This is a genomic window from Halalkalibacter wakoensis JCM 9140 (assembly GCF_000513095.1).
GTDB lineage: Bacteria > Bacillota > Bacilli > Bacillales > Bacillaceae_D > Halalkalibacter > Halalkalibacter wakoensis.
The window spans coordinates 1-19,010 of sequence record NZ_BAUT01000072.1; the positions used below are offsets into that span (position 1 = coordinate 1).

20 protein-coding genes and 2 pseudogenes are annotated in these 19,010 nt (G+C 39.2%); 17 read left to right on the plus strand and 5 right to left on the minus strand.

Annotation, left to right across the window (positions count from 1 at the left end; genetic code table 11):
- Window positions 1-154: 154 nt before the first annotated feature.
- Entirely contained in the window at window positions 155-1,225 is a 1,071-nt protein-coding gene (locus JCM9140_RS18115; RefSeq protein WP_034749912.1) for an NAD(P)/FAD-dependent oxidoreductase, read from the minus strand.
- A 459-nt stretch (window positions 1,226-1,684) separates the two neighbouring features.
- Window positions 1,685-1,798 (minus strand): annotated as a pseudogene (locus JCM9140_RS25315) (TetR family transcriptional regulator); the annotation flags it as partial.
- A 257-nt stretch (window positions 1,799-2,055) separates the two neighbouring features.
- Here JCM9140_RS25315 and JCM9140_RS18120 point away from each other — a divergent pair.
- Genes JCM9140_RS18120 through dapF form a run of 3 tightly spaced genes read left to right on the plus strand, consistent with a single transcriptional unit; the run spans window position 2,056 to window position 3,405 of the window.
- On the plus strand, window positions 2,056-2,292 hold the full coding sequence (locus JCM9140_RS18120) for a YuzB family protein (RefSeq protein WP_034749863.1): 237 nt from the start codon (window positions 2,056-2,058) through the stop codon (window positions 2,290-2,292).
- 17 nt (window positions 2,293-2,309) lie between these two features.
- A complete protein-coding gene (locus JCM9140_RS18125) occupies window positions 2,310-2,552 on the plus strand; it encodes a hypothetical protein (RefSeq protein WP_034749866.1) in 243 nt (80 codons plus the stop codon).
- Between the two features lie 4 nt (window positions 2,553-2,556).
- Window positions 2,557-3,405 carry a diaminopimelate epimerase gene (gene dapF / locus JCM9140_RS18130; RefSeq protein ID WP_034749869.1) on the plus strand — a complete coding sequence of 283 codons (849 nt, stop codon included), beginning with the start codon at window positions 2,557-2,559 and terminating at the stop codon, window positions 3,403-3,405.
- Between the two features lie 343 nt (window positions 3,406-3,748).
- On the opposite strand, the pseudogene mqnE reads toward dapF, so the two are convergent.
- Window positions 3,749-4,842 (minus strand): annotated as a pseudogene (gene mqnE, locus JCM9140_RS18135) (aminofutalosine synthase MqnE).
- 288 nt (window positions 4,843-5,130) lie between these two features.
- Between mqnE and JCM9140_RS18140 the strand changes: the two are divergent.
- From JCM9140_RS18140 to spsC, 6 genes are all read left to right on the plus strand, one after another.
- On the plus strand, window positions 5,131-5,328 hold the full coding sequence (locus tag JCM9140_RS18140; RefSeq protein WP_034749871.1) for an aspartyl-phosphate phosphatase Spo0E family protein: 198 nt from the start codon (window positions 5,131-5,133) through the stop codon (window positions 5,326-5,328).
- 77 nt (window positions 5,329-5,405) lie between these two features.
- Complete coding sequence (locus JCM9140_RS18145) at window positions 5,406-5,759, plus strand: HesB/IscA family protein (RefSeq protein ID WP_034749874.1); 354 nt, start codon at window positions 5,406-5,408, stop codon at window positions 5,757-5,759.
- Between the two features lie 299 nt (window positions 5,760-6,058).
- Window positions 6,059-7,273, plus strand: coding sequence for an NAD(P)/FAD-dependent oxidoreductase (locus JCM9140_RS18155; protein WP_173585939.1), 1,215 nt, complete (start codon window positions 6,059-6,061; stop codon window positions 7,271-7,273).
- Window positions 7,274-7,473: 200 nt separating this feature from the next.
- Window positions 7,474-7,611, plus strand: a complete 138-nt coding sequence (locus tag JCM9140_RS23950) for a YuiA family protein (RefSeq protein WP_162232212.1) — start codon at window positions 7,474-7,476, stop codon at window positions 7,609-7,611.
- Between the two features lie 146 nt (window positions 7,612-7,757).
- Window positions 7,758-8,075, plus strand: coding sequence for a YuiB family protein (locus JCM9140_RS18160; RefSeq protein WP_034749879.1), 318 nt, complete (start codon window positions 7,758-7,760; stop codon window positions 8,073-8,075).
- Window positions 8,076-8,248: 173 nt separating this feature from the next.
- Window positions 8,249-8,950 carry a stationary phase survival protein SpsC gene (gene spsC, locus JCM9140_RS18165; protein WP_034749882.1) on the plus strand — a complete coding sequence of 234 codons (702 nt, stop codon included), beginning with the start codon at window positions 8,249-8,251 and terminating at the stop codon, window positions 8,948-8,950.
- Between the two features lie 44 nt (window positions 8,951-8,994).
- On the opposite strand, the gene JCM9140_RS18170 is transcribed toward spsC, so the two are convergent.
- Window positions 8,995-9,798, minus strand: a complete 804-nt coding sequence (locus JCM9140_RS18170) for a cobalamin-binding protein (protein ID WP_034749885.1) — start codon at window positions 9,796-9,798, stop codon at window positions 8,995-8,997.
- A gap of 35 nt (window positions 9,799-9,833) precedes the next feature.
- Complete coding sequence (locus JCM9140_RS18175; RefSeq protein WP_034749888.1) at window positions 9,834-10,310, minus strand: divergent PAP2 family protein; 477 nt, start codon at window positions 10,308-10,310, stop codon at window positions 9,834-9,836.
- A 251-nt stretch (window positions 10,311-10,561) separates the two neighbouring features.
- On the opposite strand from JCM9140_RS18175, the gene JCM9140_RS18180 reads away from it, so the two are divergent.
- From JCM9140_RS18180 to JCM9140_RS18215, 8 genes are all read left to right on the plus strand, one after another.
- Window positions 10,562-12,043 carry a leucyl aminopeptidase gene (locus tag JCM9140_RS18180; RefSeq protein ID WP_034749891.1) on the plus strand — a complete coding sequence of 494 codons (1,482 nt, stop codon included), beginning with the start codon at window positions 10,562-10,564 and terminating at the stop codon, window positions 12,041-12,043.
- Between the two features lie 278 nt (window positions 12,044-12,321).
- On the plus strand, window positions 12,322-12,837 hold the full coding sequence (locus JCM9140_RS18185; RefSeq protein WP_034749895.1) for a TRAP transporter small permease: 516 nt from the start codon (window positions 12,322-12,324) through the stop codon (window positions 12,835-12,837).
- 62 nt (window positions 12,838-12,899) lie between these two features.
- Complete coding sequence (locus JCM9140_RS18190; protein WP_034749896.1) at window positions 12,900-14,168, plus strand: TRAP transporter large permease; 1,269 nt, start codon at window positions 12,900-12,902, stop codon at window positions 14,166-14,168.
- A 53-nt stretch (window positions 14,169-14,221) separates the two neighbouring features.
- Window positions 14,222-15,325 (plus strand): TRAP transporter substrate-binding protein, encoded by a 1,104-nt coding sequence (locus JCM9140_RS18195; RefSeq protein WP_034749899.1) that lies wholly within the window; start codon window positions 14,222-14,224, stop codon window positions 15,323-15,325.
- 164 nt (window positions 15,326-15,489) lie between these two features.
- Window positions 15,490-16,287 carry a hypothetical protein gene (locus JCM9140_RS18200; protein ID WP_034749900.1) on the plus strand — a complete coding sequence of 266 codons (798 nt, stop codon included), beginning with the start codon at window positions 15,490-15,492 and terminating at the stop codon, window positions 16,285-16,287.
- Window positions 16,288-16,292: 5 nt separating this feature from the next.
- Window positions 16,293-16,679 (plus strand): GntR family transcriptional regulator, encoded by a 387-nt coding sequence (locus JCM9140_RS18205; RefSeq protein WP_034749903.1) that lies wholly within the window; start codon window positions 16,293-16,295, stop codon window positions 16,677-16,679.
- Entirely contained in the window at window positions 16,672-17,358 is a 687-nt protein-coding gene (locus tag JCM9140_RS18210; RefSeq protein ID WP_034749906.1) for an ABC transporter ATP-binding protein, read from the plus strand. Before JCM9140_RS18205 ends, JCM9140_RS18210 begins: the two co-directional genes overlap by 8 nt.
- A gap of 241 nt (window positions 17,359-17,599) precedes the next feature.
- Entirely contained in the window at window positions 17,600-18,919 is a 1,320-nt protein-coding gene (locus JCM9140_RS18215; protein ID WP_034749910.1) for a Na+/H+ antiporter family protein, read from the plus strand.
- Window positions 18,920-19,010 lie beyond the last annotated feature (91 nt).

The window sequence follows — 19,010 nt, forward strand, 5'->3', positions numbered from 1 at the left end:
TAACACAACAGTAACCCTAGCAGGGGAATGACACGTAGACTCCTGCGGGAGCAGTGACCCACGTGTGAGACCCCGCAGGCGACAGCCGAGGAGGCTCACCGGGCACCCGCGGAAAGCGTAGTGTCATTCCCCTGCGGAAGTTAGGCACTTTTTATTAAGAACCAGAGTGATATTTATACATCCAGAGCACGCCGCTTTTTAATACACGTGGGACGCGGCCGAGTAGGGTGCGTTCTCCCATTAAACCAAAGCCGTGCTTTTTCCCGAGTGAACCTAAAACTCCTTTTAATTTGATCCGCGGGAGTTCTTCTGGAAGGGGTTCCCCGTTCCACTGTTTTGTTAAAATCGTGACAATTTGTTCTGCTTGCCCCTCTGCTAATTGAGCACTTGGTGCATGGGGGAGGCTGGCACAGTCTCCGACAACAAAAACATCTTCATCTGTAGGCAAGTGATGCTGTGGTGTTAACACGACCCTTCCTTGCTTATCTTTTTCAACATCTAAGTTCCGAACGACTTCAACTGGTTGAACGCCAGCTGTCCAAATAATCGCATCACATTCAATTGCTTCATCATGATTGTAGAGGATGCCGTCTTCTACTTTTGTGATATTGGATTGATTGATGACTTCGACTCCGTGATCAATAAACCAATTTTGTACATACGTACTTAGTTTACGTGGAAACATCGATAAAATAATTTCCCCACGGTCGAATAACTTGATTGTTAAATCAGGGCGACTCTCACGCAGTTCACTAGCTAATTCAACCCCACTTAAACCAGCTCCGACAATGGAGATGACTCCGTTTGGCCTAGTGTTATTTAAAGTTTCATACGTTCTCCGAGTCTGATCCATCGTTTGGATACTGTGAGTAAATTCAGCAGCGCCTGGGACGTTGTGATACTTATCCTCACAGCCTAATCCGATAATGAGCTTATCGTATGGAATATAGTCATTATTTTCTAACTCAACGGTTTTCTCGCGAATATCTATATGCGTAATCGTGCCATATTTTATTTGAAGTCTTGCATCTTCTGGAAAGTTTACTCGAAGGTGATGGTCTGCTGCTGTTCCAGCTGCGAGAGCATAATACTCTGTTTTTAAGCAATGATAAGGCAAGCGATCGACTAACGTAATTTCAACATCTTCTGGTAATCCTTCTGGTAATAAACGTTGAAGGATACGCATTCCACCGTAGCCGGCTCCAAGGATAACGAGTTTTTTCATAAATAAATGTCCCCTTTTTTCGATAATTGCTTCAAGACTGGCTTCGACCAAAGTCATTACATTTTCGAGCAAACGGGTTTTAGTCGGTTCTGATGCAAAATTTTGAATACCGTATGATACTAAGCTATGAATAATATGAGTCCATGTTTCAACGGAGGCAGTTTCTGAAACTTCCCCTAGTTCTTTTGCATCTTCTATTAGCCTATTCCAGTGTGTAAAAAGTAGTGTTTGTTCTTTAAGAGCATGGTTCCACATTTCGATCGTTAAGGCAGGATACCGATCGAAGTCTGTTAAAATAAATTGTAAATAAGAACGCAAACGAATCGTAAGCGGTCGATTGCGTAAATGTGGTTGCTGAATAAAAGGCATAACCTTTTGTAGTACTTCATTTGCAAGCGATTGCATAATGGAATCTTTTGTTGGAAAATAATTAAAAAACGTTCCTTTTGCTACCTTTGCCGCTCTTGTAATCTCCTGTACAGTTGTCCTAGAGTACCCTTTTTCACGAAACAACATCAGGGCAGCGTTTTCAATTTTTGCTTTTGTTTGCTCTTTTTTTGGTCGCTCGATCATTTTCTTTCTCCTCACCCAAAAGTGACCCTGGTCAGTTTTGATTATAACGATGTTTGAATGAAATAACAACAATTTTGTGAATGTTTTTATAAGCGTTTACATTTGGGGAGATGTTTTATTAGGGAACAATGGAATTACGAGCAATGGTAATTGACTTCTTTCTTAAGCGAGAGTAGCATTAGGGGGTAGATTGAGAGGGTACTGAAAAAAGTTGTTTTTCTTTTTTTGATGCCTTATAGATTGATGAGGTGAGACTAATGCGTCCAATTATAGAATTTTGTCTAAGTAATTTAGCAAGTGGGGCTCAAAAAGCAATGGAAGAGCTTGAGAAAGACCCTAACCTTGATATTATAGAATATGGCTGTTTAAACTCATGTGGTAACTGTGCTGTTGAATTATTTGCTTTAGTAAATGGAGAATATGTATCAGGTGAAACAACAGAAGAGCTAGTTGATAATATATATGAATTTCTGGAAGAAAACCCAATGTTTTAAAAAGGGAGGTGCAGCTAATGGATGTTATTCCTTTTGTCAATTCTTGGCCTTACGAGCGCCTTTATGATGATATTTATTTACAAACATGTCCATTTTGTGGTTCGGAAAATGTATTAACAAACATGAAGAACAAAGATTTTAAAAGAGCTGAAGAAGGAATTAAAACCATATTGATTTTACCTTGCTGCAACGGAAAACTTACTATATTAGAAGCGGACGAGGATTATTTTTGGACAGATAAGCAGCTTAGAAAGGGTTGAAGATATGCATTTTACAAAGATGCACGGATTAGGAAATAGTTATATATATGTTGATTTGTTTAAACAAACGCTTGATGAAGACAAGCTTGCTTCTTTAGCTATTGAAGTTGCTGATAAAAATAAAGGAATTGGGTCTGATGGAATGATTTTAGTTTGTCCATCAGAAAAAGCACCTGTTAAGATGCGTGTTTTTAACAACGATGGTTCTGAGGCGAAAAACTGTGGAAATGGTTTGCGCTGTGTGGCGAAGTTCGCATATGAACACGGTTATGTGAAAGAAAAAACATTTCAAATTGAAACGTTAGGCGGACTAGTTGAAGCTACTGTTCACGAGGAAAATGGAGTTGTTCAATTAGTCACTGTGGATATGGGGAAACCAGTATTAGCAAGGAAGCTCATTCCGATGCTAGGAGAAGACAAAGAGCAAGTAGTAGCAGAGCCGTTCTTGCTTGATGACGAATCATTTAAGGTGACAGCTGTTTCTATGGGGAACCCTCATGCCGTGATGTTTGTTGACGATATTTCTCAGGCGCCAGTTGATGAAATTGGTCCAAAGATGGAAAAGGATGAGCGTTTTCCTGAATGGGTCAATGTGGAGTTTGTTGAAGTTGTATCAGAGACAGAAATTCACTTCCGTGTTTGGGAAAGAGGTTCTGGTATTACGCAAGCATGCGGGACAGGCGCTTGTGCAGCGGTTGTTGCTTCCATTCTAAATGGGCAAGCTGAGAAAGGGAAGGAAGTAACGGTTCATTTGCTTGGTGGTGATTTGCAAATTACGTGGCTTGAAAATGGCCATGTGCTAATGACGGGAGCTGCTGAAGTGATTTGCGAAGGCGTTTTTGGAAGGAAATAATTGATCAAATGTTTGTTTAAGGTTTCTAAACAAATGTTTGTTTAACAGGAAACAAGCTAGGTGGGGCAACCAATCTGGCTTGTTTTCTTGTCGTGTTGGCTCATAGAAAACGACGTTTATATGTGATGAATCACATAAGAGAGCCGAATCAGAAAGAGAAGGTTACTCATAGGGCGGATGAGGGCCGAAAGAGAACCGAATCAGAATGGGGAAGGCCACTCACAGAGAAGATGAAGCCCCGAAGAGAGCCGATCGTAATGAAAAAGTCAATCATACCCATGATGCGCTTAACAAGACAGAAAAGCCCTTCATCATAATAATGAAGGGCCTACACCAACACTTTTTAATATGTTTTGATAATGTTATAAAAGGTATCTCTCTCCACTGGAGTTTTTCCAGCGCTTTTAATAAGGTAAACAAGCTCATCGCGAGTGATACCTGAAGAGGTTAAGGCACCAACAGCATGTGAAATCCGCTCTTCAATTAGTGTACCATGAATGTCACTTGAACCAAATGTAAGAGCCATTTGCGTCAACTGAACACCGATGTTGATCCAATACGCTTTAATGTGATCAAAGTTATCAAGCATTAAGCGACTAATCGCAAGTGTACGCATATCGTCATAAGCTGTTGTACGACGCTTAATCCCGGCATTAATGCTGCGCGGTTGCATCGCGAGTGGAATAAATACCATGTACCCATTTGTACGATCTTGCAATGTACGGAGTCGATCCATGTGAATGAGGCGTTCTTCTTTTGACTCGATAGATCCGTATAGCATCGTCGCATGTGTTTTTAAGCCAAGGTTATGAGCAATTTCATGTGCTTCTAGCCATTGATCAGTAGACGCTTTATCAGGCTCATTTTTAAACGATAGCGCTCTGTTAAAATTTCTGCTCCTCCACCTGGAAGGGTATCAAGTCCCGCTTTAATTAATTCTTCTAGGACTTCTTTCATAGTTAGTCCAGAAATACGAGAGAAAAACTCAATTTCTGCACCTGTGTATGCTTTCACAGTAACGTTAGGGTAATGCTTCTTAAGTGTGCGAATCGTATTTAAGTAATAGTCAAAAGGAACTTCATGGTTGTGTCCGCCGACGATATGAAATTCACGGATGTTATCATTCCATCGTTTTTCAACATATTCAAGTAGGGCGTCACTATCCATTGTGTAAGCACCCTCATCACCAGGTTTGCGCTTGAACCCACAGAAGCCACAGTTTGCTTCACATACGTTTGTTGGATTAATGTACATATTTTCTATAAAATAGACATTATCCCCATTTTTTTTCTGATTCACTTGATTGGCTAATTGAGCAATTCCTAATAAATCAGGACTCTCAAATAAATAGAGGCCATCCTCAATCGTTAAACGTATACCGTTATTCACTTTTTCGCCAATGACTTCAAGTTTTGTATCTGTTATAATTGTTCCCATCCGTTCTAGTCCTCCAATTCTTCAACAAACCGTAACATATTTCCTATTTTCATTCATTTTTTTGAAGGAATATGCTTGTTTTTATAGAATTATATTAATTAAGTGAGTAAGATCTTTCGTGTTTGCCTACTATTATACTATCTGAATAGGTTTAATGAAAGAAATACAGTCGTTTTTAAAAAGGTAACGTACTTCTAAATATGGAAGTATTGTGAAAAAATCGATTGTTAGCAGGGTTTTAAGTATATAACTTGAAGTATATATTAGGCAAAAGAGAGGATGGTGGAGATGAGCAAAGTATTGGAATATGAAGCTAATATGGATAAGATTGAAGAACTCCGTAAAAAGATGGTAACAGCAGCTGGACAATACGGGTTAAGTCATCCTATCGTTCTTCATTATAGTCAAGAATTGGATCGCGCGCATAATAAGTTTATTTTATTGAATCCTCAATCAAAAACGTGGGAACGTTCCCTTACATTTTAAAAAATAGGTGAGCACGTTTCTTGAGGTTAAAAAGAATAACGGTTATACTAATCGTAACAGCGATTAGGAGGGATGTCATGATTACATTAACAGAGGCAGCAGTGAGCCAAATCCAAGATATGATGGAAGCTGAAGGTGATCAAAGCTTAATGCTTCGTATCGGTGTAAAAGGTGGCGGCTGTAGTGGACTTTCTTATGGGATGGGTTTCGACTCCGAAAAGCATGAAGAAGATACATTACTTGAAATAGATGGCTTATCTGTTTTGGTTGATAAAGAAAGTGAACCAATTATTAAAGGGCTTGTTGTCGATTACAAGCAAAATATGATGGGTGGCGGATTTACCATTGATAATCCGAATGCAATTGCTTCTTGTGGGTGCGGCTCTTCATTTAGAACGGCTGCAAATGCAGGTACACCTGAAGACTGTTAATGAAAAGCCCTTCTTACCTTTTGGTAAGAAGGGCTTTTTTGCTGTGTTTGAAAGGGATTTCCTTGCATAAGAAATTCCTTCTTTGTTTACATTAAAAATGAGAAGCGAAAATCTTGATAAGATATAATTTTAAAAAAATGTTGAAAAAAACAAAGTTTAAACTTATTATTAGAGGTGGGTTTTGTGAGCTTTTTACGAATTTTCTATATGAATTAGCTATTATTATATCATTATTCGTGAAAAGAATCACAATGTTGTTTTTCGGGAGAAAGTATAGTAAGGCAAAATTTAATTAGAAGATGGAAGTGATGAAGTTGAAAAAGCCAAATATCGTAATTCTTGGCGCGGGTTATGCGGGAATGATTACAGCTACTCGACTAACAAAGCAATTAGGGCACAACGAAGCAAATATTACATTAGTGAACAAGCACGAATACCATTATCAAACGACTTGGTTACACGAGCCAGCTGCTGGAACATTATCGCCAGACCGTACTCGTATGCCTATCAATAGTGTGCTTGATCTTAACAAAATTAAGTTCGTAAAAGATAGTGTTGTGGAAATTAAGCGTGAAGAGAAAAAAGTACTTCTGCAAAATGGTGAAATTGAATTCGATTACTTAGTTGTATGTCTAGGTGCGGAGGCAGAAACATTTGGTGTTCCAGGTGTTCATGAATATGCATTCAGTAAATGGACAGTAAACGGTGCTCGTGAAGTGAAAGAACATATTGAATATCAATTTGCTAAATACAATAACACTCCTGAACCACAGGACGAGCTACTTACCTTTATCGTTGCAGGTGCTGGTTTTACTGGTATTGAATTTATCGGGGAATTATCTGAGCGATTACCAGAATTGTGCGCTCATTATGATGTACCGAAAGAAAAGGTAAAAATGTACGTGATTGAAGCTGCACCAACAGCATTACCTGGATTTGATCCTGAATTAGTAGAATACGGAATGAATCTTCTTGAAAGCCGTGGCGTTGAATTTAAGATCAACTGTCCAATTAAAGAAGTAACAGAAACAGGTGTTACGCTTGCAAGTGGTGATGAGATCAAAGCATCTACTGTAGTTTGGGCTACAGGTGTTCGAGGAAGCTCCATCATAGACAAATCAGGCTTCGAAAACATGCGTGGACGTATTAAAGTAGATTTAGATTTACGTGCGCCAGGCCATGATAACATTTTTGTTATTGGTGATTGTGCCCTAATGATTAATGAAGAAATTAATCGTCCATACCCGCCTACTGCTCAAATTGCGATGCAAATGGCTGAAGTATGTGCAACAAACATTAAAGCTCTTATGAAAGGCGACTCACTAAAAACCTTCAAGCCAGATATTAAAGGGACGGTTGCGTCACTTGGAGGAAAAGAGGCAATCGGTGTAGTCGGAACGAGAAAATTATTCGGTTCATCTGCTCACTTTATGAAAAAGATGATCGATAACCGCTACTTATTCTTATTAGGTGGACCGGGTCTTGTGTTAAAACGAGGGAAAAGCCCGATGTAATAGAGATTCAATGAAAAAAGCGAGTGCTTCTGCATTCGCTTTTTTATTTATGTTTAAAAAAGTAAGAAAAATCACAAAATAATAAGAGAAGTCTATTTGTTTGCGCTTACATGAGTTAGTGAGATAATGTGACGGAGTTTTAGTTTTGGGAAGATTCTGATAATATATAATTACTCTTTTTATAATGGGGGAGACAAAAAATGAGGCAAAAATATATAGAGACCGTTACACATCAATGTTCATACTGTAAAGGTGCAGGTTATTTTCAATTGTTACTCGGTGGTAGTGAAACGTGCAACCAATGCAATGGAGAAGGAATTGAGTCAGAAGATAAGTAATTCTTTTACTTGTAGGCGTTTCTTTTATGTGTAAAATATCGTAAGACGTTACAATGTTTTTGTTTTTGACACAAAGTTCATAGTACATGAGTTGACTAAAATCACCCGTGTTCAGTAAACTTATAAAGAATACGGGGGTGCAAAAGGTGAATTTGCCACAGTTAGTAATCTCAATGGTCTTGTTCCTAATTTTATTTTTTGGGATTGGATTTTTGTTAAATATGGTTTTGCGTTCAACTTGGGTTATGGCATTTATTTACCCGATTATCGTGATTTTAATTGTTGATAATGTAGGGTTTTTTGATTATTTGACAGCACCAGCAGCATCATTTTCAATGCTACTATCGGATCTAGGCGCTTTGCATTTTGTCGATGTGCTAGTGTTAACGAGTGGCTTTGTTGGAGCGATTGTTGCAGGAATTGTTATTAAGATGCTACGGGTAAGAGGATATCAAATGTTTTAAAAGGTTAGCTCAATTAGTGAGCTGCCTTTTTTTATTTTTCTTCTAGGAAAAGATGTCGAGTCGTTTTGCTGTGCCTCGCTAAAGTATTCTGTTTTTCTGAAAGGTTTGCTCAATTTTTTTGTATAAGATTTGACCTCTCTGGGGATGCTGAATTCAAGAGAGGAGTGAATTTTGTGGTAAGAATGAAAACATTTGGTCGTCGTTTGTTTATGAGCGGCCTATTTATAGCTGCATTTTTTACTACGTTTCAAACATTTTCAGGCGTAAGTGCTGCCGAACTTCAACAATGGGTAAAGGGAAATTTGGTTCAGGAATATGAAGAGGTGATACATACAGCTAGAGACAATGCTTATAAAGAAAGCTCGTTTCAGTTGAGGTCGTTGCCTAATGTTAAAACGGAAGAACAGTCGATGTCGCAGGAAGTAGTTGAATCTAAACAAGTCTCACTGGAAGAGGCCGTTGATTGGTCTAAATACCCTTCGCAAAAAGTCGTTGCTACAGGCTATACAGCAGGATATGAATCAACAGGGAAAAGTCCAGGAGACCCAAGCTATGGGATTACATTTTCTGGAGTGCAAGTGAAGCGTGATGTATATTCAACCATTGCAGCGGATCCAAGTGTATACCCGATTGGGACAGTCTTGTTTATTCCTGGTTATGGATACGGTGTAGTAGCTGATACGGGATCAGCGATAAAAGGCAATAAAATTGATTTGTATTATGAAACCGTAAGTGATGTCTTTAACAATTGGGGCAAACAAGAAGTAGAAGTCTATGTAGTTGAAAAAGGAAATGGCAGTTTATCTGAAGAGGAATTTCAGAGGTTAAACGATGATGAGGCTGTTCAAGTATTCCGGAATCAAATGTTTGATTAAAATGGAAAAAAGACGAGGTTGAGACAGCCTCGTCTTTTTTGTGATTATAATAGCGGGTCATGACCGTCATCTAACGGCATAACCTCTGGGTGAAGCAAATAGGCTAATTTTTTTAGACCGAGTAAGAGTCGTGGTGAGGGCCTACAAAAGAGAGGCTCTTCTAACACGTGAACATGATTGTTTTTTAGAGCAGACAATGACGACCAATTTGGTCTTTTCCAAAGAAGCTCAGGTTTTACTTTCTCCGTTTGGATGCCGACCCACGCTAAACAAATATGATCCGGTTGTTTCTCGTAGACTTCATCCCAGTTAGATTGAATGCTAGCCTGATCAATGTGTTCAAACGCATTTTCTCCACCAGCAAGGCGGCTAATTTCAGTAAGCCAGTTTTTTCCTCCTGGGGTAAAGACAGGCTTGGGCCACCATTCCCAATAAAGACGAGGTTTGCTCACCTCTTGAGCTTTTTGTGTATACTCCTGAAGAATCATCTCAAACTTTTCAACCACTTTTGCGGCCTTTGCTTCTTTATTTGTTCGTTTACCTAGGTCAATTAGGTTGTCTTTAATATCCGATAAAGAATTAGGATTGTAGACTACATGAGGAATTCCTCTTTTTTTTAACTCCTCGACGTTCTTCTCCATCCCTGGAACGCTTAAAGAAGCAAGTACTAAGTCGGGTTTTAGTGATTCAACATCATCCATTCGGATCGATAAGTCTGGTCCTAACCTAGGTAGTTCTAAAATAGAGCTTGGCCAGTCTGAGAAGTCATCAACTCCAACAAGGTGAGTGGTAAGGTCTAAATATGCAAGTAATTCCGTATTGCTTGGACAAATGGATATCAGTCTCATCTATAATCTCCTCGTATGTAAAAAGTAACGAAATATTAGTGCACAATAACATGAAGAACCAAGGTAAGGATAATACCAAGTAGAGCCCCAAAAAACACTTCAATTGGCTGGTGACCTAATAATTCCTTTAATTCTTTTCTTTTTTCCGTTTCCTCTTTTTTCGGCCATGACTTTACTTCTACCACTAGCTTATTGAAATCAGAAACCAACTGATTAATAACCGTAGCATGATAACCAGCGTGGCGTCTTACCCCTGTCGCATCAAACATAACAATAATGCCAAAAACAGCGGCAATGGCAAAAACAGAAGAATCTAGACCGAATTCAAGAGCAATGGCGGTTGAGAGCGCTGTGACAGCTGCTGAATGTGAGCTTGGCATTCCGCCGGTACTTGTTAATAATGACCATTCCCATTTCCTTGTGGCAATAAAGGCAAGAGGTACTTTGACAAATTGAGCAAAACCAATCGCGAATAATGCTGCCCACAATGGGAAATTTTGAAATAATTCCATGATTACGTCCTTTCCTATCGAACTATAATGTTGCTTATTCCTTCTAGCACTTTGTTTTAAACTTGTTTTTTACAGAAAAAATCAAACTGAAAAAATGAAGTCAGATTGCTCTCCATTATAACATAAAACGCTTCTTTCGTTTGTAGTGTTCGTAAACGAAACAGATTTAATCGAAAGAAAATCATTTCGGATGTCGAAATAGGTAGCCTGACGTTGTATAATTAATAGAACGAAAAAAGGAGTGAGTGAAAATGTTTCAAATGGTTACAAATGTAGAAGATCTTAATCAACATGATGCGTTGGTTTTAGGAATTTTTGAGGGAGAACCTTTTCATGAGGAAGTAGAGAAGATCGATAAGTTGCTGGCACAACAAGTAATGAAATTAAAAAGAGCAAAAAAAATAGCCAAACAAGGTCAAACAACGGTTTTATATACGTTAGGGAATAGCCAAGTGGAAGCGTTATATGTAATTGGCTTAGGGAAGAAAGTGGAATCTACAACAGAATCAGTTCGAGAGACTCTAGCTAGTGTGAGCCGACAATTGAAGGAAGACAAAATAAGCAAAGTAGCATATTTGGTAGAGAGTTTGGCAAGCGAACAAGTAAAGAAGCACGATATTGCGGTTTTAATTGGAGAAGCCTTGGCCTTAGGTACATATACGGTTTTAAATTATAAAGAAAAGAACAATGAAGTAGAGGTGTCTATTGAACAAGTGGCGTTGTTAGGGGAAGAAGATTTGGTAGGAGCAGCGCGTGTTGGTTATATTTATGGACAGGGAACAAATCGCGCTCGCAAGCTTGTGAATACACCAGGTAACTTAATGACACCAACTGATTTAGCGGAAGAGGCAAACGAACTAGCAAACGAACATGGTTTTGAGATTGAAGTACTTGAGCGTGAAGACATGGAGAAGTTAGGGATGGGAGCCCTATTAGCAGTGGCAGCAGGTAGTGATCAACCTCCGAAAATGATTGTCTTAAAATATGTAGGGGATCCAAAATCAGAGGAGCTCGTAGGGTTCGTTGGGAAAGGATTAACATTTGACTCAGGCGGCATTTCGATTAAGCCTCGTGAGAATATGCACGAGATGAAAATGGACATGGGTGGAGCGGCAACGGTTCTTGGCGCGATGGATATCATCGGATCAATTAAGCCAAAGGTAAATGTTCTTGCAGTGATTCCGTCATCCGAAAACTTATTAAATGGCTCTGCATTAAAGCCTGGTGATGTGATCACTTCTTTAAGTGGAAAAACGATTGAAGTACGAAATACAGACGCAGAAGGCCGTCTAATCTTAGCTGATGGCATAACGTATGCAAAACAGTTAGGTGCAACGTCTTTAATTGATGTCGCGACACTTACAGGGGCAGTTATGATTGCATTAGGCGATTGTACAACTGGAGCTGTCACGAATAATAATGATTGGATGGAGGAAGTTGTAGAAGCTTCTATTGAAACGGATGAATGGATCTGGACATTCCCAACTTATGCTCCATATAAAAAAATGCTCAAATCAAGTGATGTTGCCGATTTAAACAATGCTCCAGGAAGGTTAGCTGGAAGCATTACAGCTGGTTTGTTTATTGGAGAATTCGCAGAGGAAACTCCATGGGTTCACCTTGACATTGCAGGAACAGCTTGGCAATCAAAAGCATCCAACCTCGGTCCTTTAGGAGGCACAGGGGCCATGACGAGAACGTTAGCACAAGTTGTCATAAACAAAGAAAAGTAGGAATAGACGTAAGAGGGTATTGGCTAACCGCTATAAGTGGCTTGGTCAAACCCTTTTTTCTTTGAAAGAAAGCATTCACGACTATACAAGCGGTGAAAAGAGGATAATGCTATATCGATGTTGTTAGCTAGGCTCATGCTACAAAATGCAAATTTATAGCAAAACGAGCCATCATATCACGTTTGAGTTGGTAACATTCTTCCAGTAAAATGAGTCTTGTGTATCGTTTTTGAATTATTTTATGTAGTTTGACTATTTTGTAAAAAGGAGGGCAATCATTGAAGGCATTGCGAATGCTAGATAAGTGGATTGTTAAGATTGAAGAGCAAATCTTAAGCTATTCCATCATATTAATTGCGATAATGGTTGTCGGCAATGTCATTAGCCGTGCTGTTATCGGTTCTAGTTGGGCTTTTCATCAAGAAGTAAGCAGGTTCGCCGTTACGGTTGCAACCTTCATGGGAATTAGTTATGCAGCTAGAAAAGGAAGACATATTAGCATGTCTGCGTTTTATGATTTAGCCCCATTTCCTATTCGAAAAGCGCTTGCCATTTTCATTCCAGCCGTGACTGCGATCGTTCTCTTTACGTTGTCTGTGTTTGCTTACGGTTATTTCATCTCTCTAGTTGAATCAGGACGAGTCACGACAGCGATGCAAGTTCCAGTCTATTTGTTCGCGGTATTCGTTCCAATTGGTTTCGTGCTAGGAGGCATTCAATTTCTACGAAATATGTGGGTAAACATTAAAGAGAAGGAAGTCTATTTGGCTCAAGAAAAAAAGGATTATTCGTAATGAATGAGGGTTAAATCAATGAATCAACGAAAAATTAAACAAAGACTGCGAGGAAACTACGAATGATAGCAACTATGTTAACGATTATGATCGTTTTGCTCCTATTAGGCTTCCCGATGATGATACCAATGATGGCTGCTTCAATGGTTGTTGTTCTTTTCTTTATGCCAAACGTTGACCCCATGTTCCTCGTTCAACAGATGATGGAGGGAATCTCGTCTTACGTGCTACTAGCGGTTCCGCTGTTTATCTTTGCAGCTGACATTATGTCTACAGGAAAAACATCGAAACGGCTATTAGACTTTGTTGGAGCGTTTGTAGGGCATTTACGAGGTGGGTACGCCATTACAACAGCTGCGGCTTGTACATTATTTGGTTCAATATCAGGATCAACACAAGCGACGGTTGTGGCTATTGGTGGCCCAATGCGCAAAAGACTCTTATCTGTAGGGTACAAAGACTCAAGCGCTATTGCTTTAATAATCAATGCGAGTGATATAGCACTATTGATCCCACCGAGTATTGGGATGATTATTTACGCATTAGCAGCACCGCGTGTATCAGTTGGGGATTTATTTATTGCTGGGATTGGACCAGGTTTGCTTATTTTCGGGATGTTCGCTATTTATAGCTACATTCACGCGAAAATTTATAACATACCAAAAGCAAAGAAATATTCGTGGAAAGAACGTAGGGAAGTAACAGTTAGAGCTTTATTCCCACTAGGTTTTCCAGCCATTATTGTAGGTGGGATTTACTTTGGTGTGTTTAGTCCGACAGAAGCTGCAGGAATTTCTGTTCTTTATGCATTAATTTTAGAGTTACTCGTTTTTCGGACAATTAAACTACCAGACGTTCCTAGAATTGCGTTATCAACAGGACTTGTAACATCGGCTGTTTTTATTCTTGTTGCAGCGGGGCAAGCATTTTCATGGCTCATTTCCTATGCGAGAATTCCACAAATGTTAACAGAAACCGTACTAGGAACGGATCCGACAGCTTTACATGTCCTCATCATTGTTGCGATCTTTTTCTTTATAGGCTGTATGTTTGTTGATCCAATTGTGGTGATTTTAATTTTAACGCCAATCTTTTATCCTGCTGCAATGGCAGCTGGAGTTGATCCCATCCATTTAGGGGTTGTGATTGTGTTCCAAGCGGCTTTAGGTTCAGCAACTCCGCCGTTTGGGGTCGATATATTTACCGCCAGTGCGGTATTCAATAAATCGTATTTAGATGTTATTAAAGGGACACCACCGTATATTGTGATGTTGCTGATTGCATCGGTGTTGATCATACTATTTGAGGAAATCTCACTCTTTTTATTATAGCTGAGAAGTTCCTATTAAATAGAATAAAAGCAAAGAAAATTAGGGGGTATTTGATGTTTTTTAAGAAAAGAGGATGGAAAACATTTGCAGCAGTAAGTGCGTTATCATTAGCTTTGGCTGCTTGTGGTAGTGAAGATGCGGGAACAGATGATGGAGCGGTTGTGGATGAAGGTGGAGCAACAGATGACGCACCAGCAGTAGAAGAAACGTATAATTGGCAGTTTGTTACAGAGGAAGTTCAAGGGCAAGTCCAGTATGAATATGCTGCAGAATTTGCTGAGTTAATTCATGAAAAATCAGATGGTCAAATTAACATTGATGTTTTTGAATTTGGTGCATTAGGTAGTGAGGTTGACCAGGTAGAACAACTTCAAAATGGAATCGTTGAATTTGCTATTATTTCTCCAGGATTTACTGGTGGTATGGTAGCTGAAGGTCAAGTGTTTGCTCTTCAATTCCTATTCCCTGATGATCAAGAGGTAACTCAAGAAATTCTAAATACAAGTGAAGCATTACATACAGACCTAGCTGGTATGTATGAGGCACACAATATCAAACCACTAGCATTCTTTACAGAAGGAGCTATGCAGTGGACAGGAAGCAATGAATTACGAACACCAGCTGATTTTGAAAACTTTAAAATGCGTACACAAGAATCACCATTAATTATGGAGTCTTATCGTGCATATGGAGCAGATCCGTCTCCATTAAGTTGGTCTGAATTATACACGTCACTTGATCGTGGTGTAGTAGATGGGCAAGAAAATCCAATCTTCTTTATTGAAGATGCGTCATTCCACGAAGTACAAGATCATATGACGATCTCAAACCACAACAACTATGTTGCGATGACGACTGTAAACCCTGATTTCTACAATGGTTTACCAGAAGAAATTCGTGCATTAATTGATGAAACAGTTGAGGAAATGCAACCAAGAGTATTTGAAATGCAAGCAGAGATGAACGAAGCATTGTTAGATTCAATTATTGAAGATACAGAGAATCCTACGGAAGTAATTGAATTAACAGAAGCTGAGCGTGAAGCGTTCCGTGAGTTAGCATTACCAGTTCGTGACTTCTTCCGTGATGAAGTTGTCGGTGATGAAGGTCGTGCGATGCTAGAGTTGCTTGAAGAAGAAATTGCTGCAGCTCAATAATGAAAGAAGAGAAGACTGTTGAGAGAAATCTCAGCAGTCTTTTTTTTGTTGAAGCAGAGTAGGCCATTGGAAATAGATAGGTAATTATCTATTGAAAAGATTTTTGTATTAGTGTACTATTTGATTAATACACTAATACATTTAATCGTGGGAGGGGTTTATAAATGAATTCATGGGTAAGTTTAATGAAAAAAGAGATGAGGTTGGGACTATCTGCTTCTTTAATGCCCATTATTACTTTTTTCATTTCTATTGGGATTGCAGCTTATATAGGGTCGCGTCATAACCTTGCTTCGGAAGCTGTTATGTTCGTTTCGCTAATGGCAACAGGTTTGTTGACGTTCTACTTAATTTATTACATGCTGATTAGTTTACAAGCAGAGAAGAAACAGTTGCATCTGTGGCTTCATAGTACGATGCCTGGATATGGGCTACTACTAGCAAAATTGGCAGCAGGTTTTTTATCGTTACTTGTGACTTTGATAATAACAGGAACAACTTTATTACTAACGATTAACCAAGCGACACAATTTTCAGAGGAGCTACAATTCTTTAATTTAACGAAAATTGGAATGTTAGGAGGGGTTCATCTTATTTTACTAGCAATTAGCTTTGCTTGTTTTACAATCTTTTTTTGGGTCGTTCATATATTATTTAACCGCTATATAGGAGCTTTTTTAAGCTTATTGGCCACTCTTGCACTATTTGTAGCTTCCTCTAGTCTTTATAATGCTCTTAAATCAACGAACATTTACGAGACTCTTACACAATGGGGAGAAATATATGTTACTGACTTAACTAATAACATAAGCATTACGACGAATCTAGAGACAGGAACGGAAGTGTTAACAGAAGCAGTAAGTCATAGCTTTTTCTTAGGTTCCTACTTGTTTGAAGCTGTTATTGTAGTCGCGTTATTTACTGCAGCTTGCTGGATGCTTGACCGAAAAGTAGAGGTGTAATGAAAATGACAGATATGTTTCAATCATCACAACCTATATACAGTCAACTTGCTGAAAGAATTAAAAAACAAATTTTGCGTGGAGAATTAAAGCCTGGTGACAAGCTTCCTTCCGTACGTGAAATGGGCATACAAGCAAGTGTTAATCCAAATACGGTGCAACGAACGTACCGCGAGTTAGAGGGGATGAAAATTGTGGAAACGAGACGGGGGCAAGGAACGTTTGTTACGGAAAATGAGCTGAGTTTACAGGAGATGAGAGAGAAGCTAAAGGAAGCAGAAATATCCACATTTGTAAAAGGGATGCATGAAATGGGCTATGGGAATGAAGAGATAGAGGATGGATTAAAGCTGTACTTGAAAAGCGACAAGGTGGTGACGCTTGATGATTAACTTAAGTGGTGTGACAAAAAAGTATTTGACCAAAGTAGCTTTGAACGATGTAGAGCTTGAATTAACAAAAGGAAAAATCATTGGTCTTGTCGGAGAAAATGGAAGTGGGAAATCAACCACATTAAAATTACTAGCAGGTTTGACGCAGGCTACAAGAGGTTCGATTACAATAAACGGGAAAAAGGTAAATCGGATTGCAAATCAAGTCTCTTATTTGTCTGAGCTAGATAGCTATTACGGTTTTTATAATGTAGGTCAAACGATTGATTTTTTTGCTTCGCAGTTTTCTGATTTCAATCAAGAAAAAGCAGAAGAAATTCGGACATTTATGAATTTAGACCGTAACGCAAAATTAAAGCATCTTTCTAAAGGAAATCGTGGACGATTGAAGATTGTATTAACTCTTTCAAGAGAGGTGCCTGTTATTTTAATGGATGAACCGCTTTCCGGACTTGACCCAATGGTACGTGATTCCATTGTAAAAGGTTTAATCTCCTTTATTGATTTGGAAAGACAAGTTGTTGTCATTACAACCCATGAAATCAAAGAGATTGAGGCGATTTTAGATGAAGTCGTACTGATCAAAGAGGGAAAGATTCTAGGGCATAGAAATGTAGAAGAGCTACGTTTAGAAGAGAATGTAGGAATTGTGGAATGGATGAAGAAGATATCTGGGTGATGTATAGAGCACTGAAAAGGAGTTTCCCCTTATTCAGTGCTCTTTTCATTTATTAGGGTTTTTTCATTAAGGAAGCAAAGGGGAGAGTGGGAGGCTGGCAAACCTTTTGCTAGTTGAGATTTGGAGCATTTGTGTTTTCTTGTTCAAAAAAGATCCCGTGTTGACAATATAGTAATATAATGATAGTTTAGTTGAGTGCTTTAATATATTAGTGATTTAGCAAAGTAAAGGATTTGAGAAGATGAATGCAGTTCTAATAGCGGTACTAGTGATGTTGATTTTAAGTTTAGTTCGTGTTCATGTCGTGATTGCTCTAGCAATTGGTGCATTAACTGGCGGATTAATTGGAGGATTAGGTTTTAATGAAACGGTAGATGTTTTTACGGGTGGTTTAGGAGGAAGTGCAACAGTAGCTCTAAGTTATGCGCTCTTAGGGGCATTTGCTGTAGCGATTGCTCGTACTGGTTTACCGGACGTGATGGTGGCTTGGGTTATTAAACTCGTAGGCCGAAATGAAGATTCAAGAAAAAAAGCTCTTTCAAAGGCACTTATTTTCTTTTTACTCGTGATTGTTTCTTGTTTCTCTCAAAATGTCGTTCCGATCCACATTGCGTTTATCCCGATTTTGATCCCACCAATTCTTAAGATTTTAAACGAATTGGGAGTGGACCGCCGTGCAATTGCAACGATCTTAACGTTCGGTTTAACAGCACCATATATTTTCTTGCCATACGGGTTTGGTTTGATTTTTCACGGGATTGTGGCAGATAACATGGAGGAGAACGGTTTAGTTATTGCTCTTTCTGATATACCAAAAGCTATGGCGTTACCGACGATCGGTCTAGTTGTAGGATTACTCATTGCGATTTTTATCACATATCAAAAGACAAGGCAGTATGAAGACCGTCCAATTGTAGGGGCACCTGTTCAGGAACAAACGTATACAAGGTTGTCAGTGGCAGCGGCTATTGTTGCAATTGTGGCGACTCTTGTTGTACAGCAACTTTCTGGATCGATGATTATCGCAGCCCTTGCTGGTCTAGTCGTTCTACTTGCAAGTGGTTCGCTAAAGTGGAAGGAAGCAGATGGAGTTGTTACAGAGGGTATGAAAATGATGGCGTTTATCTCGTTTGTCATGCTTGCTGCATCAGGTTTTGCAGCTGTTATCCGTGAAACGGGACACGTTGATTTGCTTGTAACACAGGCGGGGTCAATTGTTGGAGAAAGCCAAGCAGCTGCTGCTTTATTAATGCTTGTCATTGGTTTATTTATTACAATGGGAATCGGTTCTTCATTTGCAACGATTCCAATTATCGCCACTTTGTTTGTCCCACTTGGGCTAGCAGCCGGATTTTCCCCGCTAGCAATCATTGCTTTAATCGGGACGGCTGGAGCATTAGGAGATGCCGGTGCACCAGCATCTGACAGTACACTAGGGCCAACTGCCGGTTTAAATGCAGACGGTCAACACAATCATATTTGGGACACATGCGTACCAACATTTATCCATTTTAATATCCCGCTGTTTATCTTCGGCTGGATTGCTGCAATGGTGCTATAGCCTGATAAGAAAAAGGGTGGTTTTCCCTTTTTCTTATCAGGCGAAGCATTGAGCGAAGCCGTCGTAATGTTTTAAGCCTCAAGGAGTGCTT